The sequence below is a fragment of the Jejuia spongiicola genome, assembly GCF_023502325.1.
Classification (GTDB): domain Bacteria; phylum Bacteroidota; class Bacteroidia; order Flavobacteriales; family Flavobacteriaceae; genus Wocania_A; species Wocania_A spongiicola.
On record NZ_JAMFLZ010000001.1, the window covers coordinates 726,347 to 746,003 of the forward strand.

General features: G+C 31.2%; 16 protein-coding genes. 8 read left to right on the plus strand and 8 right to left on the minus strand.

The window, feature by feature from the left end; genetic code table 11:
• Nucleotides 1-71: 71 nt before the first annotated feature.
• From M3P09_RS03360 to M3P09_RS03380, 5 genes are all read left to right on the plus strand, one after another.
• Nucleotides 72-3,776, plus strand: a complete 3,705-nt coding sequence (locus tag M3P09_RS03360) for a metallophosphoesterase (RefSeq protein ID WP_249972020.1) — start codon at nt 72-74, stop codon at nt 3,774-3,776.
• A 106-nt stretch (nt 3,777-3,882) separates the two neighbouring features.
• Nucleotides 3,883-6,222: a TolC family protein gene (locus M3P09_RS03365; RefSeq protein WP_249972021.1), complete on the plus strand. Its 2,340-nt coding sequence runs from the start codon at nt 3,883-3,885 to the stop codon at nt 6,220-6,222.
• 10 nt (nt 6,223-6,232) lie between these two features.
• Nucleotides 6,233-7,312, plus strand: coding sequence for an efflux RND transporter periplasmic adaptor subunit (locus tag M3P09_RS03370; protein WP_249972022.1), 1,080 nt, complete (start codon nt 6,233-6,235; stop codon nt 7,310-7,312).
• A 17-nt stretch (nt 7,313-7,329) separates the two neighbouring features.
• Nucleotides 7,330-10,449: an efflux RND transporter permease subunit gene (locus M3P09_RS03375; RefSeq protein WP_249972023.1), complete on the plus strand. Its 3,120-nt coding sequence runs from the start codon at nt 7,330-7,332 to the stop codon at nt 10,447-10,449.
• Nucleotides 10,450-10,615: 166 nt separating this feature from the next.
• Complete coding sequence (locus M3P09_RS03380; protein ID WP_249972024.1) at nt 10,616-11,113, plus strand: ion channel; 498 nt, start codon at nt 10,616-10,618, stop codon at nt 11,111-11,113.
• A gap of 24 nt (nt 11,114-11,137) precedes the next feature.
• On the opposite strand, the gene M3P09_RS03385 is transcribed toward M3P09_RS03380, so the two are convergent.
• On the minus strand, nt 11,138-11,767 hold the full coding sequence (locus M3P09_RS03385; protein ID WP_249972025.1) for a hypothetical protein: 630 nt from the start codon (nt 11,765-11,767) through the stop codon (nt 11,138-11,140).
• A gap of 133 nt (nt 11,768-11,900) precedes the next feature.
• The gene (locus M3P09_RS03390) at nt 11,901-12,758 is read right to left on the minus strand and encodes an alpha/beta hydrolase (protein WP_249972026.1); all 858 of its coding nucleotides are present in this window, start codon (nt 12,756-12,758) and stop codon (nt 11,901-11,903) included.
• 54 nt (nt 12,759-12,812) lie between these two features.
• On the opposite strand from M3P09_RS03390, the gene M3P09_RS03395 reads away from it, so the two are divergent.
• Nucleotides 12,813-13,442, plus strand: coding sequence for a TetR/AcrR family transcriptional regulator (locus tag M3P09_RS03395; protein ID WP_249972027.1), 630 nt, complete (start codon nt 12,813-12,815; stop codon nt 13,440-13,442).
• A gap of 143 nt (nt 13,443-13,585) precedes the next feature.
• Here M3P09_RS03395 and M3P09_RS03400 read toward each other — a convergent pair whose 3' ends face one another.
• The 6 genes from M3P09_RS03400 to M3P09_RS03425 all read right to left on the minus strand — a co-directional run bounded on the left by M3P09_RS03400 (nt 13,586) and on the right by M3P09_RS03425 (nt 17,782).
• Nucleotides 13,586-14,152: a hypothetical protein gene (locus tag M3P09_RS03400; protein ID WP_249972028.1), complete on the minus strand. Its 567-nt coding sequence runs from the start codon at nt 14,150-14,152 to the stop codon at nt 13,586-13,588.
• A gap of 178 nt (nt 14,153-14,330) precedes the next feature.
• Nucleotides 14,331-14,726, minus strand: coding sequence for a hypothetical protein (locus M3P09_RS03405; RefSeq protein ID WP_249972029.1), 396 nt, complete (start codon nt 14,724-14,726; stop codon nt 14,331-14,333).
• A gap of 5 nt (nt 14,727-14,731) precedes the next feature.
• Nucleotides 14,732-15,130 (minus strand): hypothetical protein, encoded by a 399-nt coding sequence (locus tag M3P09_RS03410; RefSeq protein WP_249972030.1) that lies wholly within the window; start codon nt 15,128-15,130, stop codon nt 14,732-14,734.
• A 163-nt stretch (nt 15,131-15,293) separates the two neighbouring features.
• Entirely contained in the window at nt 15,294-15,884 is a 591-nt protein-coding gene (locus M3P09_RS03415) for a hypothetical protein (protein ID WP_249972031.1), read from the minus strand.
• 197 nt (nt 15,885-16,081) lie between these two features.
• The gene (locus tag M3P09_RS03420; RefSeq protein ID WP_249972032.1) at nt 16,082-16,642 is read right to left on the minus strand and encodes a hypothetical protein; all 561 of its coding nucleotides are present in this window, start codon (nt 16,640-16,642) and stop codon (nt 16,082-16,084) included.
• Between the two features lie 297 nt (nt 16,643-16,939).
• The gene (locus M3P09_RS03425; RefSeq protein WP_249972033.1) at nt 16,940-17,782 is read right to left on the minus strand and encodes a hypothetical protein; all 843 of its coding nucleotides are present in this window, start codon (nt 17,780-17,782) and stop codon (nt 16,940-16,942) included.
• A 48-nt stretch (nt 17,783-17,830) separates the two neighbouring features.
• Here M3P09_RS03425 and M3P09_RS03430 point away from each other — a divergent pair, with 48 nt between their 5' ends.
• Both M3P09_RS03430 and M3P09_RS03435 read left to right on the plus strand, forming a co-directional pair.
• Entirely contained in the window at nt 17,831-19,042 is a 1,212-nt protein-coding gene (locus M3P09_RS03430; RefSeq protein WP_249972034.1) for a BaiN/RdsA family NAD(P)/FAD-dependent oxidoreductase, read from the plus strand.
• On the plus strand, nt 19,043-19,591 hold the full coding sequence (locus M3P09_RS03435; protein ID WP_249972035.1) for a DUF1697 domain-containing protein: 549 nt from the start codon (nt 19,043-19,045) through the stop codon (nt 19,589-19,591).
• The last annotated feature ends 66 nt before the right edge of the window (nt 19,592-19,657 follow it).

The window sequence follows — 19,657 nt, forward strand, 5'->3', positions numbered from 1 at the left end:
AAGTAATATTCCACTTGTTATGTTAAAGTTACTTTAGATTTGATTAAATTTAAACAATTAAACAACCAAAAATGTATAAGCTAACCAAAATCGTTTTCATTACAGGTATCTTTTTTATACTTAATGCATGCGCAACTTATCAGCCACAATATAAAAATCAAAATACCAATTCTGTTTTCCCTAATAAAGAGATAGAGCATTCTTTTTATTTAATAGGCGATGCTGGAAATTCGCCTATAGGTTCATCTTCGGAGGCATTACTAGCGTTTAAAACTGAATTGAGTAAAGCTTCAAAAAATAGTACGGCTATTTTTTTAGGAGATAATATTTACCCAAACGGGTTGCCAAATAAAGGAGATGAAGGGTATGATTTTGCAGAACATCAATTAAAAATTCAAACCAATGCAGTTAAGGATTTTAAAGGAGAAGCTATTTTTATTCCAGGTAATCATGATTGGTATAGCAATGGTCTAGAAGGGCTTAAACGTCAAGAAAAGTACATTGAAAATGCATTAGGCAAGAATACATTTTTGCCAGAAAACGGATGCCCAATTGAAAAGGTAAATATATCTGATGAGGTTGTTATGTTAGTTGTTGATTCGGAATGGTATTTAACCGATTGGGATAAACATCCAACTATAAATGATGATTGCGAGATTAAAACACGAGCTAAGTTTTTTGAAGAATTTGAAAGTTTAATAAAGAAAGCTAGAGGGAAAACAACAATTGTAGCATTGCATCATCCTATGTTTACTAATGGTTCTCATGGTGGGCAATATTCTTTTGGCAGTCATATGTCTCCTATTCCTGTTTTAGGAACATTAAAAAATGTGCTTCGCAAAACAGGAGGAGTAACTACAGTCGATATTCAAAATAACCTCTATAATGATTTTAGAAAACGTATTATAACATTATCTCAAGAAAATGATAAAACCATTTTTGTTTCAGGGCACGATCATAATTTACAGTATATTGTTCAAGATAACTTACCACAAATTGTTAGCGGATCGGGATCCAAATCTATGGCAACGCGAAATGTTGGAAACGGGAAATTCTCTTACGGTACGCCAGGATATGCTAGATTAGATGTGTTTAAAGATGGTTCATCTCATGTTCGTTTTTATTCTACAGAAGTAAATAACGTTGTATTTCAAACAGAAGTTATTGCTCCAGAAAAAACGGTACCAAGTATTAAATACAGTGAGAATTTAGTTAAGCAAAAAACGGCTTCAATTTATTCAGAAAAAGAAACCACTAAAGGCGGTATTTATAAAGCACTTTGGGGAGAGCGTTATCGTGAAGAGTTTAGTAAAAAAGTAACAGTTCCAACAGTTAATCTTGACACTTTATTCGGAGGGTTAACCCCAGTAAGAAAAGGAGGTGGGCATCAGTCTAAATCTGTTCGTTTGCAAGATAAACAAGGCAGAGAATATGTAATGCGTGCACTTCGTAAAAATGCACTTCAGTATTTACAAGCGGTAGCTTTTAAAGACCAATATATTGAAGGACAGTTTAATGATACTTATACCGAAAAACTATTGCTAGATGTTTTTACAGGGTCTCATCCTTATGCGCCTTTCACAATAGCAACATTATCAAATGCTGTGGGTGTTTATCATACCAACCCTGTATTGTATTATATTCCTAAACAAAAAGCTTTAGGTGAATTTAATGATGAATTTGGAGATGAATTATATATGATAGAAGAACGTGCTTCTGATGGTCATGGAGACAAGGCTAGCTTTGGTTTTTCAAATGAGTTAATTAGTACAGACGATTTACTTAAAGAATTAAATAAAGATGAAGACATCATTTTAGATGAAGAAGCTTATGTAAGAGCACGTTTATTTGATATGCTTATTGGAGACTGGGATAGACATGAAGATCAATGGCGTTGGGCAAAGTTTAAGGAAAATAAAAAAACAATATATCGCCCTGTGCCTAGAGATCGCGATCAAGCGTTTTCAATTATGGCCGATGGCGCTTTGCTAAGTTTTGCAACAACGGTTTTACCATCGCTCCGTTTAATGAAAAGTTATGATGAAGATTTAAAAAGTCCAAAATGGTTTAATTTAGAACCTTACCCGTTAGATATGGCCTTGATAAATCAATCTAATCGAAGTGTTTGGAATGCTCAAGTAAAGCATATTGTCGAGAATTTAACAGATGGTATTATTGATGAAGCCTTTACTTATTTCCCTTCAGAAGTAAATCAAGAAACAATACAAGATATTAAAAGAAAGTTACAAGGTAGGCGCAGCAATCTTCAAAAAATATCAGATCAATATTATAATCATATTAATGAGTTTGCAATTATAAAAGGAACAGATAAAGACGATTGGTTTGAGGTTGAACGTATGCCAAAAGGAGATACAAAAGTAACAGCCTATCGTATTAAAAAAGGAAAAAAAGCAGATGTTTTTCATCAACGTATTTATACTTGCCATGACACCAAAGAAATCTGGATTTATGGTTTAGATGATGACGATATGTTTAAAGTATCTGGAGTAGGTAATCAGTTAATTAAACTCCGCTTAATAGGAGGTCAAAACAAAGATGTTTATGATGTTCAGAATGGGAAACGCGTAAAAATATATGATTATAAATCTAAAAAAAGCAAGTTTAAAACCAATAAAGGAAGTAGAAAACTAACAGATGATTACGAAACAAATGTATATGATTATAAGAAACTAAAAAATAGTAGCAATCAATTTGTGCCAACTATAGGGTCTAACCCAGATGATGGTTTTAAAATAGGCTTTTCTAATACCCTAACTCATTATGGTTTTGAACGTAATCCATTTACTTCTCAGCATACCATGTCTGCAGCATATTATTTTGCTACTCAAGGATTTGATTTAGGTTACAAAGGAGAATTTGCAAATGTGGTTGGAAACATGAATTTAGGTATAAATGCTAAGTTTACTAGTCCAAATTATGCTGTAAACTTTTTTGGTTATGGTAATGCAACACCCAACCCAGAGGCTGATGAAAATGATGGCCTTGATGTAGATTTGGACTATAATCGAGTAAAATTAAGGACTTTAGAATTTTATCCTACCTTAGTATGGAGAGGTCGCTTAGGCGCTAGTTTTGAGGTTGGAGTATCCTACGAATCTATTGAGGTTGAAGAAACCGAAGGACGATTTATAAATGATGAATTTATTGGAGATAATGTTGATGTTAATGATGATTTTTATGGCATTCATGCAAAGTATCAATTTGCAAATTCTGATAATAAAGCGTTTCCAACCTTAGGGATGCTATTTGCAATCCAAACAGGTTATAAAAATAATGTTAGTGAATCTAAAGGTTTTGGGTATGTTATCCCAGAATTGAGCTTCGATTATAAGCTGGAGCCAAGTGGCCAACTAGTTTTAGCTACAAAATTTAAAGGGCATTTTAATTTAGGAGATGATTTTGAGTTTTATCAAGGCGCAAATATTGGTGCTAATAATGGACTGCGAGGTTATAGAAATGAACGTTTTACAGGTAAAAGTGCCTTTGCGCAGAGTACAGATATACGATTAAATCTTCGTAAGGTAAAAACAGGATTAATGCCTTTAAATATAGGATTTTATGGAGGTTTTGATTATGGACGTGTTTGGGTTGACGACAGTTTGTTGTTAAGCCCTATGTACCATTCCAATACTTGGAATACATCATTTGGTGGTGGAATATTTGCCAATGCTGCAGATATGTTTACTGCTAATATCTCAGCATTTAATAGCGATGATGGTTTACGTTTAGCCTTCAAAATTGGGTTTGGTTTTTAAACTTCTTTCAAGCTTTTTTTTTCATAAAAAGTTAATAGCCTTATTTTTTATAAATTAGGATAGATGTTTTTTTTTCGTAAATTGAAGCTAACTAACTTTATGGTAAATGAAAAAGATATTAACCATCCTTATGGTACTCTCAGTATCATTCGTCTTTGCACAAAAAAAAATATATAACATAGGAATTCTTCTAGATAATAGAACAGAAGAAGTCAATCCACTGCTAAAAACAATGCAAGACCAAATTATTGCAGTAGTAGGAGAAGATGCTACGGTTAGTTTTTCTGAAAGTAATATTCTTGTAAACAACTATAATCTTAAAAAGGCTGAAGAAGATTATAATAAGCTTATCAATAATGATACAGACATAATTCTTGCGTTTGGTATAATAAACAACGAAATAGTTAGTAAGCAAACGGTTTATAAAAAACCAACTATTTTGTTTGGAGCTGTTAACCGAGATTTTAGCACAATTGATTTTACTAAAGTAACATCTGGTATAAATAATTTTACTTATTTAGTAGAATCGGAGTCTTATCAAGAAGACTTTATCAAGTTTAAAGAACTTACTAATTATAAAAAACTAGGCATCTTAATTGAAAACCATATTATAGATCTTTTACCTATAAAAGAAACATTTGATAAAGAGTTTGAAGACATAGATGCAGATTACAAGCTCATTCCTTTTGAAACAGTATCAGACATTACTTCAAACCTAGAAGGAGTTGATGCGGTATATTTAGCTAGTGGTTTTTTCTTAAAAGACAGTGAAGTCGATTTACTTGCACAAACTTTTATTAGTAAGCAGTTACCATCGTTTACCAATAATAGTATTAAACAAGTGAAATTAGGTATTATGGCAACTAATCAGCCTGAAGATAATTTCGATCAGTTTATCCGTCGTGTTGCGCTTTCTATAGAAGGATTTATAAACGGAGAGTTGTTATCTAATATGCCAGTTTTTATTGACTATAGCAGTCGTTTAACCATGAATTTTAATACTGCCGAATTAGTTGGTGTTCCCATAAAATACAGCTTAATTAATGACACAGATTTTGTTGGAGACTTTAAGAATGCAATCTCAGAGAAACAATACAATTTATTAGAAGTAATTAATACTGTACTTAATCAGAATTTATCCTTGCAATCTGTTCAAAAAGATGTCGTGTTAAGTGAGCAAGACGTAAAGTTGGCAAAGAGTAATTATTTGCCCAATGTAACGGCATCTGCTAATGGAACGTATACAGATCCTAATTTAGCAGAAATTAGTAGTGGCCAAAATCCAGAATTTCAAACAGCAGGAAATATAACCTTACAGCAAACGGTTTTTTCAGAGGCAGCAAATGCTAATATCTCTATTCAAAAAAGCTTACAGAAAGCACAACAAGAAAGCTTCAATATAGAACAGCTTAATACTATTTTTAATGCTTCAAACGCTTATTTTAATGTCCTCATACTAAAAGCCAACTTACAGATACAGGCAAGAAATTTAGACCTTACCAAACGTAATTTGCAAATAGCCGAACAGAATTTTAAAGCTGGTGAATCAGGTAAATCAGATCTACTTCGTTTTCGTAGTCAAATGGCACAAAACACACAATCTTTGGTTGAAGCAATTAATCAATTTGAACAAAGCCTTGTAGTTATAAATCAACTGCTTAATAATCCCATAAATAGAGAGATTAGTATAGAAGATGTTGATTTAACCAGTGAGTTATTAAAGCGTTATAACTATGACAATTTTATAGAGATGTTGGACGACCCTACTTTAAGAGAACCATTTATAGAATTTTTGATTCAAGAGTCTAAAGTAAACGCACCTGAATTAAAAGCTTTAGGTTATAACTTAGAGGCCACAAATCGGAATATCAAATTAAATGGCTCTGGACGTTTTTTGCCAACAGTAGCGTTACAAGGGCAATACAATAGGGTTTTTGATAGAAGTGGTGTAGGCAGTACTGCACCAGCAGGCTCTAGCTTTTTAGATAGCAATTACAATATTGGTTTAAATGTTTCTATTCCTATACTTAATAGCAACCAAACTAATATAAATCGTCAAACGGCATTAATTCAAAAAGATCAACTAAATATTAATAAGGAGAATACTGAATTAAATATTGCAGTAAACATTAGAAACATTGTTTTAGATGTTATTAATCAAATATCCAATATTGAATTATCTAAAGTTTCTGAAGAAACTGCGAATGAAGCCCTTGAATTAACTCAAGCCTCTTATTCTAACGGAGCAGTAAATATTGTTCAGTTAATTGATGCTCAAAACAATTATCTAAATGCTCAGATAGCAAGAGTAAGTGCAGTGTATAACTATATGATTAATGCATTGCAGTTAGAACGTTATTTAGGGTATTATTTTTTACTTAATAGTGAAGCAGATAACGCAAATTTTAACCAACGATTTATTGAATTTTTGAATAATAGAAATTAAAAATATAATTATGAAGAATATAACCAACCTTTGTATCATAATCCTTTTAGTAGTATTTTCTTGTGCTGAAGAGAAAAAGACTGTAGAAAAGTTTGTGCGCCCTGTTAAATATCAAGAAGTTAGTTATTTAGGAGGAGGAAAAATAAGAACATTTAGCGGAACAGCTCAAACAGATAAAATTATTAAATTAAGTTTTAGAAATACAGGAATCATTACTCAATATGATATCAAATTAGGGCAGAAAGTAAAAAAAGGACAGTTGTTATCTAAACTAGATAATGTTCAGTCTCGCTTGTCTTATGAGCAATCCTTAACAGACTTGAATAGTGCTGCTTCTCAAATGAACACAGCTAAATTGAGTTTAAATAGAGTGCGTTCACTATACGAAAAAGGGAGTTCGTCATTAAGTGATTTTGAAGCGGCAAAAAACGCATATAAAACTGCGCAACAAAGTCATGAATCTGCTAAACGAGGCGTATCAATTCAACAAGAACAAATTCGTTTTGGATACCTCTACGCACCAGAAGATGGTGTTATTGCTGCTGTAAATTCTGAAGTTGATGAAAATGTTAACCCTGGCGACCCTGTAGCGACACTTAATGCAGGAAGAGATATGGAGATTACTTTAGGAATTCCTGAAAGTGTTATTAATGGTGTAAAACAAGATATGGTGGTAGATGTAGACTTTTCTTCTCTACCTAATAAAAAATTTAAAGCTAAAGTAACCGAAATAGCACCTGCAGTTGATGCCAATACATCTACTTATCCAGTGCGTGTCACTATAGTAAACCCTAGTGATGAAATTAAAAGTGGTATGGCAGCTAATATCACTTTCGATTTTGGAGATAGTAAAAATGATAAAACTATTTTAGTTGTACCAGCAAATGCTGTTGGAGAAGATAGTAATGGGCGTTTTGTGTTTCTTGTAGAAGAAGCAGGAGAGATTACTAAAGTTAAGAAACAACAAATTACTATTGGTGATTTAACTAATGAAGGGTTTGAGATAAAATCTGGATTAAAAGCGGGACAAAAAATTGCTACTGCTGGCTTACAAACATTATTAGATGGACAAGAAGTAAGGCTTCAATAATTCTAAACAACCAACCAATGAATTTAGCACAATTTTCAATAGATAAAAACAGAATTACATTTATGGTGCTAGGTACCATAATACTTATGGGCTTAACTATGTATTCTGGCTTGTCTCGAGATAGTATGCCTCCCTATACGGTAAGAGTTGCTACGGTAGTATCTCAATTTCCAGGCGCTGGACCAGAACGTGTTGAGCAATTAGTAACCGATAAAATAGAAAAAGTAGCCCAAGAACTCCCTGAATTAAAAGAAGTTTCTAGTACCTCTAGAACAGGGTTGTCTGTGGTTACCGTAACCTTAAAAGATGAAGTAGCGTCAGGAAAAATGCAAGGTGTTTGGGATCGACTTCGTAGAAAATTAAATGCATTACAAGGATTACCTCAGGGTGTAAACCCTTCTTTAAACGATGATGGTGTAGGAGATGTGTATGGTATTGTAGTTGGCTTAACTTCTGACGGTTATTCCTATGCAGAAATGAAAACATATGCAGATGATATAAAAGATGCACTTATCAAAATACCTGATGCTGCAAAAGTTGAAATGGGAGGAGAACAAGAAGAGCGCATTTTTGTTGAGTTTGACAATACGAGGTTAAAAGAATATGGGCTCTCTGCTTCTAAACTACAACAATCTATAGCTTCTACTAATATTTTAAATTCTGGCGGACAAATTAATTTAGGAGATGAGCGTATTATATTGGAGCCTACTGGAAATTTTAATTCGGTTGAAGATATAAGAAACATGCTTATATCTGTTGGTAATAGCAATGGCTCGCAATTGGTAAAATTAGGAGATATCACAACTATAAGAAAGGCTTATATAGACCCACCAACTCAAAAAGTAAGAATTAATGGGAAAGATGCTATTTCATTACATGTTAACTTAAAAGAAAATGCTAATGTAATTACACTAGGAGAAGAAGTAAATAAAGTTGTAAACGAATGGCAACAAAAATTACCAATAGGACTAGAGCTTACCAGAGTATCTTCTTTAGATACATACATAGATGTTAAAGTTGGCGACTTTATTGTAAACCTTATGCAATCTATAGGTATTGTATTATTAGTTATGTTAATCTTTCTGGGTTTTAGAACAGGCTTTGTTATTGCCAGTTTGATTCCTATTGTAACCATTATGACTTTAATGATTATGGGAATCATAAATATAGGACTAAATCAAGTGACGTTAGCAGCCTTGATTATGGCTTTAGGAATGTTAGTGGATAACGCCATTGTGGTCGCCGAGACTATTATGGTTAAAATGGAACAAGGCATAGACAAAAAGCAAGCAGCGTTGGAAGCTTTTTCTGAATTATGGATGCCATTACTCATTTCTACTTTAACCACGTCTGCCGCCTTTTTAGCATTCTTTTTATCACCTACAACAATGGGAGACATTGTAGGACCTATTTTTGTTGTGATAACAATTGCATTACTATCATCTTGGATAATAGCATTAACAGTTATTACATTATTCTGTTACCTGTTTTTAAAAGTAGCCCCTAAAGGGGAAAAGAAACCAAGCTTTATTGATAGAATTATTAATAAACTTAAAGTGTATTATAAAGACCTTATTCTGCTGGCACTGTTAAATAAGTGGAAAGTGATTATTGGCATTTTCCTTATTTTCTTTGCCTCTTTGTATGGTTTTACCAAAATTCCATTTATTTTCTTTCCAGATAGCGATCGTAATATGATTACTATAAACATTAATCTTCCAGAAGGAAACAAAATAGAGCGTACTACAGAAGTTGTAAAACGTATTGAGCAATTTATGGCAGATTCGTTGCAGGTTAATGATAGTAGAACTGCTGGAATTTCAGATTGGTCATCATATATAGGAGAAGGACCAGAGTCATATGATTTAGGATATTCGCCAGATGAAGCAAATTCTAATTACGCACACATTTTAGTGAACACCTCATCTTTTAATGAAAACAATAAAATGGTTGCGAAACTAGATAAGTTTACGTTTAATAGTTTCCCAAATGCAGATATTAAAGTAGGTGCTTTAGGGGCTGGAGGAGGAGGAACGCCGATAGAAATTAAAGTCTCAGGTCAGAATCCAGATGAGTTATCTCAAATAGCTGAAGCTGTTAAATTAAAATTATCAAGTATTTCAGGAACCAAAAATGTTAAGGATGACTGGGGGCCAAAAAGCAAAAAATTCTTAATAGAAATAGATCAAAATAGAGCACAAACCGCAGGGGTTAGCAGTGAAGATATTGCAACGTCTTTACGAACGGTTTTAGATGGTTTTCAAACTGGTGAATATCGGGAAGATGATAAATCGATTCCAATTCTCATGCGTAGTGATGATAATCAGCAACAATCTTTAGCATCATTAGAAACTTTAAATATATACTCACAAAACTCAGGAGCTAGTGTGCCATTATTGCAAGTAGCTTCCATAGTTCCGCAGTGGCAATATTCAAAAATTAAACGTTTTGATTTACGTAGAACTATAAATGTAACTAGTGAATTAAGAGCAAGTGGGAATGCATCTGAAATCACCAAAGTGATAACACCTTGGTTAGAAGAACAACAGCAAAATTGGCCACAAGACTATCGCTATGAGTTTGGAGGTGATGCCAAACAAACAGCAGAAAGTATGGGCTCAGTAATTGGGTACTTACCTGTTTCTGGGTTTATTATTGTTTTACTTTTAATTATTCAGTTTAATTCTTTCAGAAAAATGACCATGGTAGTGTTAACTATTCCTTTAGGAATTATTGGTGTAGTAATTGGGTTGTTAATTTTTAGAGAAGCGTTTGGATTTATGCCGTTTTTAGGAGTAATCTCTTTAGCAGGAATTGTAATTAATAATGCTATAGTACTTATTGATCGTATGGAAATAGAAGAACGAGATTTAGGTAGAACAGAACAAGATGCTGTTATAGCGGCTTGTTTACAACGCTTTCGCCCAATACTTCTAGCTACATTTACTACCGTTTTAGGCTTAATACCATTATATATTTCTGGAGGTGAAATGTGGGAAGGCATGGCTATAGGCATAATGGTAGGGTTATTATTTGGTACAGTAATTACATTGTTATTTATACCTTCATTATACAGTGCCTTTTTTAAGGTGAATTATAAAGATTATGAGTTCAATGAAACCCTATTGGATGATTAAGGATTTATATAAACATAGATTCGAGATTTTTTTTGTTACACAATTATTTATATTGTTTGGGTCTTTACTGTTTCCTAGTGAATTTTTCGAAAATGTATTAACCCCAATTTTATTTTTAGTCAATACAATAGCAGGGATTTTGCTTATTTCTAAAAAGAAAAAATTGATGTGGTTTTTAATTATACTATTTACCATTTCTTTATTTGTTTTTGGTAGTAGTATGATAAGTAGAAATACAGATTTTCAAGATAATTTTTTAATAAGATTAAGTGTTTATTTTATTTTTTATATCATAGTTACCCACCAAATTATCATGCAAATATGGAAAGCTAAACGGGTTAATAACACTGTAGTTATTGGTTTAATGTGTGGTTATATTTCTTTAGGGTTTATTGCTTTTTTTCTATTTGCTACTATAGAATTATTAGAGCCTAATTCGTTTAAAGGAATTGTAATAGATGGCAGTAAAGTCGCTTTAGGCTTAGATTCTATTATGTATTATTCTTACATAACCTTAATGACTATTGGTTACGGCGATATTGTTCCTACTACTCCTTTATCTCAAAAAGCAGCTATTATAACAGGTTTAATGGGGCAGTTTTATTTAGTAATTGTTACTGCTATTGTAGTTGGTAAATACATTCAGCATTCTACTAAAGATTAGCTATACTAATTCTCATAATGCGTTTTATATCTTATCAATCTGTTTCAACACTTTATCAAGTCTTTTTACTTGAGAGTCTTTTTCACATTCCGGTTTTCGTTCATTAATTATTTTTTTATAAATCTCCTTATTCCATTTAGTTATCGAAATAATTGATTTTTCCATATACTTAGGCAATTGTTTTATTGGGCATTTCCATAATTGGTCAGTCAACAAATTTTCTACTTTGTCCTGATATTCCGAATATTTATTAAGCTTTGCGTAAATCTCAACTCCTGAATCAATCGTTATAATGGAACCTTGATTTACCGTATCTGAAATCAAATCTAATGATTCAAATAATTCCTTACTTTTCAAATCTGTAATTGTCATTAAGGCAATCATTCCACCCCAAACCAATCTATTGTTTTTGTTTGATAATAATTCTAAAAATTCTGAATAGTAACTCGCAATCAAATCTGGTTTTATATAGGCAACTTCATAAAGTGTTTTTATACAATCAGCTTGTATTTTTTTATCCTTGTTTTTTAGATTTTCAACAAGTTCTTTAATAGCATCACTATTTTCAGTTTCAGCAAGTTTCTTAGCTAAAGCTATATTCGCATCATTCCCTTTATGTCCTAATGATGATGAAAGTTGATTTATTACAGTCATGATTTTTTTTGCCCATTAATTTTTATAATAGTACCCGCATATCTTTCTCGCAAATGCCTGCCAACGTTCCAGCTAAAATACGGAAAATCGGTTTGGTAGGTTAGGTTCTGTTTTTAGCCTTTGTTGTAATACGTTATTTTCTCGATATTATTTTTTCTATTTTATTATTATCAATTCTGTTTTGGACGTGTTTAGAGTTTTCTAATAAAATAGTATTGTTTAAAGATGGAAAAATTTTGCTAGCACGTTTAAGCATTTTTATTCCAGGAAACATAATATCTTTTTTTGCGGCAAATATATTTATTGGAGTGGTTATTAATTTGGCTTCAGAATCTTTTATTACAGGAACAGGTGTGAAGTCCATATTAAAATATAAAAACACTTTTGATAAATACTCAAGAGCGAATGTATCTGGTTCTGTAAAAAGAGTGTTTAAAAACTTCTCAAGATACTTTGATTTTTTAGTTTTCATATAGAGCTTCATAGGAATAAAAACCTTAAATAATAAAACTATAGGATTACCATTTACAATAAAAGCAGGAGCAGATAAAAACACTACTTTAATGTTTTTTTCATCTTGAATTAATGTTTTGAGTATAATTAGACCTCCAAACGAAAAACCAGCCATAGTTACATCGGTTAGGCTTAGTTTATTTATAATTTCATTCATCCAAAAACCATAACTGTCGTCTTTCATACTCAACCTGTTTTCCGCACTTTTATTGGGTTGCGCAAGAACATCTATTGCAAATACTTGAAAATCTTTGTAAAGATTTGGATAGGTTTCTAATGAAATTGGAGCACATCCATTTGAACCGTGGATTATTAATATTGGTGGTTTCGTGGAATCTCCAATCACGATAATATTGGTTTTTCCAAAACTCGTATTGATGAGTTTGTATTTATAATCAATATTTAAGTCCTTTAATTTTTGATCATAAAGACTTATAATCTCTTTTTTTCCAATTTGTGATTTATATAATGATTTCATTTTGTATTTTTAGGACAAGTTTACTAAAAATATTTATTTAGGACAAGTTTACTAATGAGCAAAAAAAAGAAACTAATTTTAGAAGCAGCTAAGACTTTATTCAATGAAAAAGGATATCACAATGTAACTATAAGAATGATAGCCTTAAAAATGAATATGAGTTCGGGAAATTTAAATTATCATTACAAAAAACGAGAAGATATTTTTGAGGCCTTGTATTTTGAAATGGTTTCAGAATTTGACGAAAGAATTGACCTGTTAGCTAATGTTGAAGTCTCAATTGAACAAGTTAAAATTGATATTGAGAGAAGTATGAGGAGAATGTTAGATTATAATTTTTTTTGGACTGACTTATATAATCTTATTTGTATAAATAGTAAAGTACAAAAACATTTTCAACAGGTATATAAAAAAAGAATTGAGGGGTGTTTCTTGTTATTTAAAAAAATGAAAGTAAAAGATTTGATGAAAGAATCATCTTTTGAATTAGAATATAATTTTCTAGCGGAAAGAATGATTGATTATGGTAATACTTGGTTATATTCTAGTCATCTTTATTCGAATAAATTGAATACAGGAAATATAGATTATCACGTAAATACATTCATAAGTATATTATTCCCTTTTCTTACTTCTAAAGGAAAAAAGGAATTTCAAAATTTATTGCCAGAGTTTTTTGAGTAATGTGTTACAACGTGTTCGTGTATGGTTTCGTTGCGTAAAGACTAAGATAGCAAAAAGGAAAGAACCCATTGTTCAGCTGCGAGGAAATTCCGAAGGGAATTTCAGACGCAATGAACTATATACGTTGTCGTACTTTCGTTATTTTACAACTGACTTACCCATCCTGGTTCAGAGGCCACAGTTAGCATCATTGTCAAAGTCGTTATTATATAGAAACAAGCAATAACAAGATGAACTTTGTGATTTTTACTCCGCAAACCAAAAAATATAGGAATAAGAGAAATTATATGGAAATATTGCTCTGGACCAAAGTAAAATTCGCCAGTCAAAACAAAACCATTTAATTGGATATACACTAAAAATGTTAGTATAGCATAAAATAGCTTATGCTTATTCTTATAATAATGATCTCTCCAAGAGTCAACTTCGTTAGGATTTTCTGGAACTAAAACTGTCGCTATGAAATAGTACAGTGCACCATCAATAAGTAGGAAAATAAATTTATATAATTTCCAGTCTTCGAGATTTCTATGTGCCCAAATTCCCCAAAAGCTAGTTATAATACTAATTAACATAATTACAATAAATAATAGGTGGACTACATATCTACTATTTTTATTTATTGCTGCGGACAATCCGCCTATAAGTCTAATTGCTGCAGTACTATAAACAAATGAAAAGGCAATAGCGATATAGTTAAATAATTCCATTTTAATTATGATTTAGAAAATCGTTCGATTCATAATGAAGCACAACGTTTTTGTATAAGATTAGTTGCGTTGTTTAAGCAACTAATTTAGCAAATACAAACTGAATAGAAAATCCGCAGGATTTTCCGAGTACACACAGACCAAGCAATTAAATATACACGTTGTTGTGCATAGTTTTTTAATAATAGTTAATATCAACTTCTGCTTCGTTTTTCAAGTATTTATTCTTAATTGCCCAATCTCGAAAGAAAATAGTTGCGATTGTATCTACTTGGTGTTGGTTTATTTTCTCGGTATAAGCATTATTAGATATTTTTTGTAAAGCAATAAGTTTGCTATAGTTTACTGAAGAACCATAGAATTTTAAATTATGTGTAATTCTTGGGTCTAATGCTTTATTTAAAAGATTTTTCACAGAAGTCGTATCTCGAATTTCTCCCAATTCATAACTCGCTTTTATAATTTTTTCTTTATCATTTGAAAGTAAATCTAGTTTGAAGTTTTCTGAATTTGCACAAGAAAATAGAACTGATATTACAATTACTTTAACTACTATAAAACTCTTAATTCTCATACATTTTACTCAATTACTACTCCAATGAATTTTAAATACTCAATTTCAGTATCATAGATTTCGAGTAGGTAATCTTTTGTTAAGTCAACTTTTTCCTCGTTCAGAGCATATTCCGCGAGTCTGTTTATATCTAATTCAATATCTAGTTCTGTTTCGTTTTCCGAATTCGGATTATTGGAAGTCAGTCCAATTTTATTCATATAGTTTTCTTCCGCAACTAATGCGTCACGAATCAAATTCAAATCAGATGCTTTTTTGTCCAGTTTTAATGCTATGAAGCAAGACGCCTCATCTAAATCAAAAATTTCTTTTCCAGCATTATTTTCATTTACAGAACAAATTGGTTCATTCTTGCAGGAATTTAAAGAGAGAATTATTAATAAAATTCCAAATTTATTTTTCATTTAGTGAGTTTCTCAAATTATGCACAACGTTTATGTATAAGAATAGTTGCGGTTTTGTGTGCGAGGATTTTCCGCAGGAAAATCAGATGTAGCAAAACAGCAACGACCTTTGGTTAAGCACAATGTAGCAATTATTTTTATACGGTGTTGTGGTGCGTATTTTTTATTCAATTTCGTTTAGTTTTTTCGGTGGCGGCGGCGGAATAAAATAAATTTTTTCATTTAACCATATCTTAATATCCGTTTTATTTGTAATTCGGTTATAGGTTTCAGTCAGTTGGTTTAAAGTTTTAGGTAATTTTTTAAATCCATTTTTGTTATCGTAAGAAACATAAATCAGTAGTTTTTCTGGGTTATCACTTAATTTTGGGTTTTTCCCATTATTTTCAATGTCTCTTTTTAAAACGCTTTCTAAACTATCCAAAGGGAAGAAATTTTCATCATTTTTATTAATCGTATCGTTATGAATTTCAATTACATTTTTTTGTTTGATTAAAATACAAGCAAAGTCTTCCCAACAAGGATTGCGGAAATAAATGGTTTTTAATTCTTTGTCTGTTGTTAAAGTTATTTTGGGCAAACTGTCATTACAAACAATTTTTTCAGTCCGTTCTAGTAAGTCATTCCAGTTGTTAAATCGGTTAATATCTAATTCAACTCCAAGACTGTCATTTTCTGTTTTCCATTTTCCAAATTCTTTGTGAACTAATTGTTCTTCTTTTTTGTCAGAGTTTTGACATCCGATTATTGTCAAAATCAGTAAAATCAGAAACGATATTTTAATGTTAGTTCTCATTTTGTTATATGCACCACAACGTGTTTGTGTAAGAATAGTTGCGTGTTTCAGCAACTAACTTAATAAAAATGAACCAAACCATTGGAAATTCCGCAGGAATTTCCAAGTAGGCAAGTCACAAGCAATTATTTTTACACGTTGTTAGCAAACGTATTTTAATAACTTAATTCAGTTACAATTAATCTTTTTATATAATAATCATCAAAATCCACTTTATGTGCCAACATTCTTTTGGCAATGAATTCAGATATTATAATTCCAAAATCATTTCTGTCTTTTACAAAAGAACTCCAGAAATCAGACTTATCAGAAATTGAATTCAGGGCTTTAAGATATTTTCCGTTAAAATTTGATTCCACAAAATTCATATATCTTTTTTGTATCGAATCTCTTGAAATTTCATTTTCATTAAATGGCATTTCCATTAAACCATTTTCAAATGTTCCGTCAGAATTGAGACATTTAGTTCTGCCTTTAACTAATAGAGCTTTATCGTTCCATGGATTTTTTTCAATCCAAGTTGAGTCAACTACACAATAGATTTCAAGTCTTAAAGTACTTTCATTAAAAAGATTTCTAGATTTTTCTGAAAACTCAATTAGATGCTCGGTTTTGCCTTCACTAATTTCAGTCACAAATTTTTCATAAGCACTTTTGGTATCTAAATTCGGATATTGTCTTTTTAGAAAGTCATTTTCAAATTCAGATACAAGCAAATTCAGAGTTTCGCTATTTTCTTTACCTAATATTTTGTCGAATTCCGTTATTCGATTTTTATTTTCAGAACATCCAATGAATAGAAGTAAGATTATAAATATTTTGAAAATTTTCATTGGTTGGTTATATGTTTGCTAACTTGTTTATATAAAGAACTTTTATCCTTTTATCCGGTCTTTTTTGGATGCTATGCGGAAGTTTTGATGATTTTTATGTTCTTGAGTTTCCATAAAAAATGATAGAAAATTCTTATTAAATAAAGGTAATCATAATTTTATATAACAAGAAATAGTGGGTTAATTTATTTCAAGCTTATATAAATTACCATCAACTCCATGTGCCTTTTCATCTGAAATATAAAGTGTATTTTTATTTTTAAAGCAAATACTTTCCTTTTGCGAATTATGGTTTAACAGGAATTCTATTGCCTTTCCGCTAAAAAAATCAGTTTCTTTAAAATCGATAAAGACCCATACAGATTTTGAGTTTAAAAGCACTACTTTTTTACCATCATCGCTAATATCTGCAGAAGTAATCCAACAATCTATTTCTGGGCAGGAATTAAAAGAAGATATATATTCGGCAATATGTTTGCCTTGTTTTGCAGGGATTCTGTACAAATCAGTTTTACCAAAATCACCTTTTACACGGCTTTTAGTAAATATGTACAAGCTATCATTAAAATGAAAAAATGCTTCAGAATCAAAATATAAATGTTTCTTTTTCGGTGGGAATTTATTTTGATTAGGATAGTTAAATGAAATACGTTCTATATTAATTTTACCTTTATTGTTTAAAGAATCGACACTGATTTTTAAAATGGCTAAATTTTTGCGTTTGTTAGCATTATTTCCAAAATCACCAATATATATGTTTCCCTCCTTGTCAGACGCTAAGTCTTCCCAGTCGTTATTTTTAGCATTTATTTTTAGTACTTTTTTTATTTTTCCATCACTTGAAAGCCCAAATAATTTAGATGCATTTCCACCATCATTTACCATCCATATTAAATCAGAATGATTATTAGTTTCAATCCCAGAAGCTTCGTTTAATGCTTTAGGTAAATCTGCAATAATTTTTAAGTTTCCTGTACTGCAAGAAGATGTAAGTAGTATAAAAGATAAAAGAAACTTATTCATTTAGTAGAGATAATTTATAATGCTAAATTTACACCGTTTTTAAAACTTATGAAAGCATACGATGTTATTATTATAGGAGGAGGAGCCGCGGGTTTTTTTGCAGCCATAAATATTGCTGAACAAAATTCAAGTTTAAAAATTACTATTCTTGAACGCGGAAAAGAAGGTTTACAGAAAGTTAAAATTTCTGGTGGTGGGCGTTGTAATGTAACACATGCCGAATTTATTCCTTCAGAATTAACTAAAAATTACCCAAGAGGAGAAAGAGAATTGCTAGGGCCATTTCATCAATTTATGACTGGAGATACTATTGAGTGGTTTGAGAAAAAAGGCGTTGAATTAAAAATTGAAGAAGATGGACGAATGTTTCCAGTTTCAAATTCTTCACAAACCATTATCGACTGCTTTTTAAATCAAGTTAAAAAGAACCATGTTGATGTTTTGTATAACCATTCGGTTAAATCTATTCAAAATAATACTAAAAGCTGGTTATTGGAAACCAATCAAGGCGATTTTACTTCAGAAAAGGTATTGATAGCAACAGGAAGTAATCCAAAAATGTGGAAGTTGCTTGAGCAATTAAATCATACCATTTCAAAACCAATTCCGTCATTATTTACATTCAATATAAAAGACAAGCGCATCAAAAATATTCCTGGAGTTGTTGCGCAAAATACAAAGGTAAAAGTTGTAAAGTCTAATTTAGAATCAGAAGGGCCATTACTTATAACTCATGTTGGAATGAGCGCTCCAGCTATTTTAAAATTATCTGCCTTTGGAGCATTAGAATTGGCTAAACGCAATTATAAATTTTCTATTGAAGTTAACTTTATTGAACAACCGTTTGAAGATTGTTTAGCTATTCTAAAACAATTAAAACAAGATTTAAATAAGAAAACAGTGTTTAAATTTTCGCAATTTGATTTACCAAAACGACTATGGCAACAATTAGTTTTAGCAGCCCATATTCATGAAACCAAAACTTGGGCAGAAATTAATAAACAGCAATTGGAAGATTTGGCAATGCAATTAACTAAAGCGGTTTTTAAAGTTGACGGCAAAAGTACTTTTAAAGAAGAATTTGTAACAGCAGGAGGCATAAACTTAAGGGAGGTAAACTTTAAAACATTTGAAAGTAAGTTGCACAAAAACTTGTATTTTGCTGGAGAAGTATTAAATATTGATGCTATAACTGGAGGGTTTAATTTTCAAAACGCATGGACAGGAGCTTACATTGCTGCAAAATCTATATCAAAATAAATGAATACTTATATTGCTTTATTAAAAGGAATTAATGTTGGTGGGCACAAAAAGGTGCCGATGGAAGAGTTACGAGAGTTGCTTGCCATATCAGGATTAAAAAATATAAAAACATACATACAAAGCGGAAATGTAGTTTTCCAATCTTCAGATACAAGCACTCAAAACATTGAAAAAATGATGCAAAGTGCAATTATCTCGCATTTTGATTTTGAGGTTTCTGTTTTAGTTAGAACAAGAAAACATCTACAGACTATTTTTAATAATTGTCCATTTTCTGAAGAAAAAAAAATAAAAAGTTACTTTACGATGTTGCATAATCTACCAGAAGAAGAATTGGTAAAGATCGCTTCAGAAAAAGTTTATGAAGGTGAAGAATATTACATCATTAATGATTGCATTTATTTTTATTGCGAAAAAGGATATGGTAAAGCCAAATTCAATATGAATTTTTTTGAACGAAAACTCAAAACAATTGGGACTGCTAGAAATTATAATACAATGGTAAAATTACTAGCAATGTCTTTGGAAAATGAAAAAGGCGATTAGATTTTACTTATTTTTGCTGAAAATATAAGATAAAATATCCTGTCTTTAGACAGTCTTTGTCGGAAT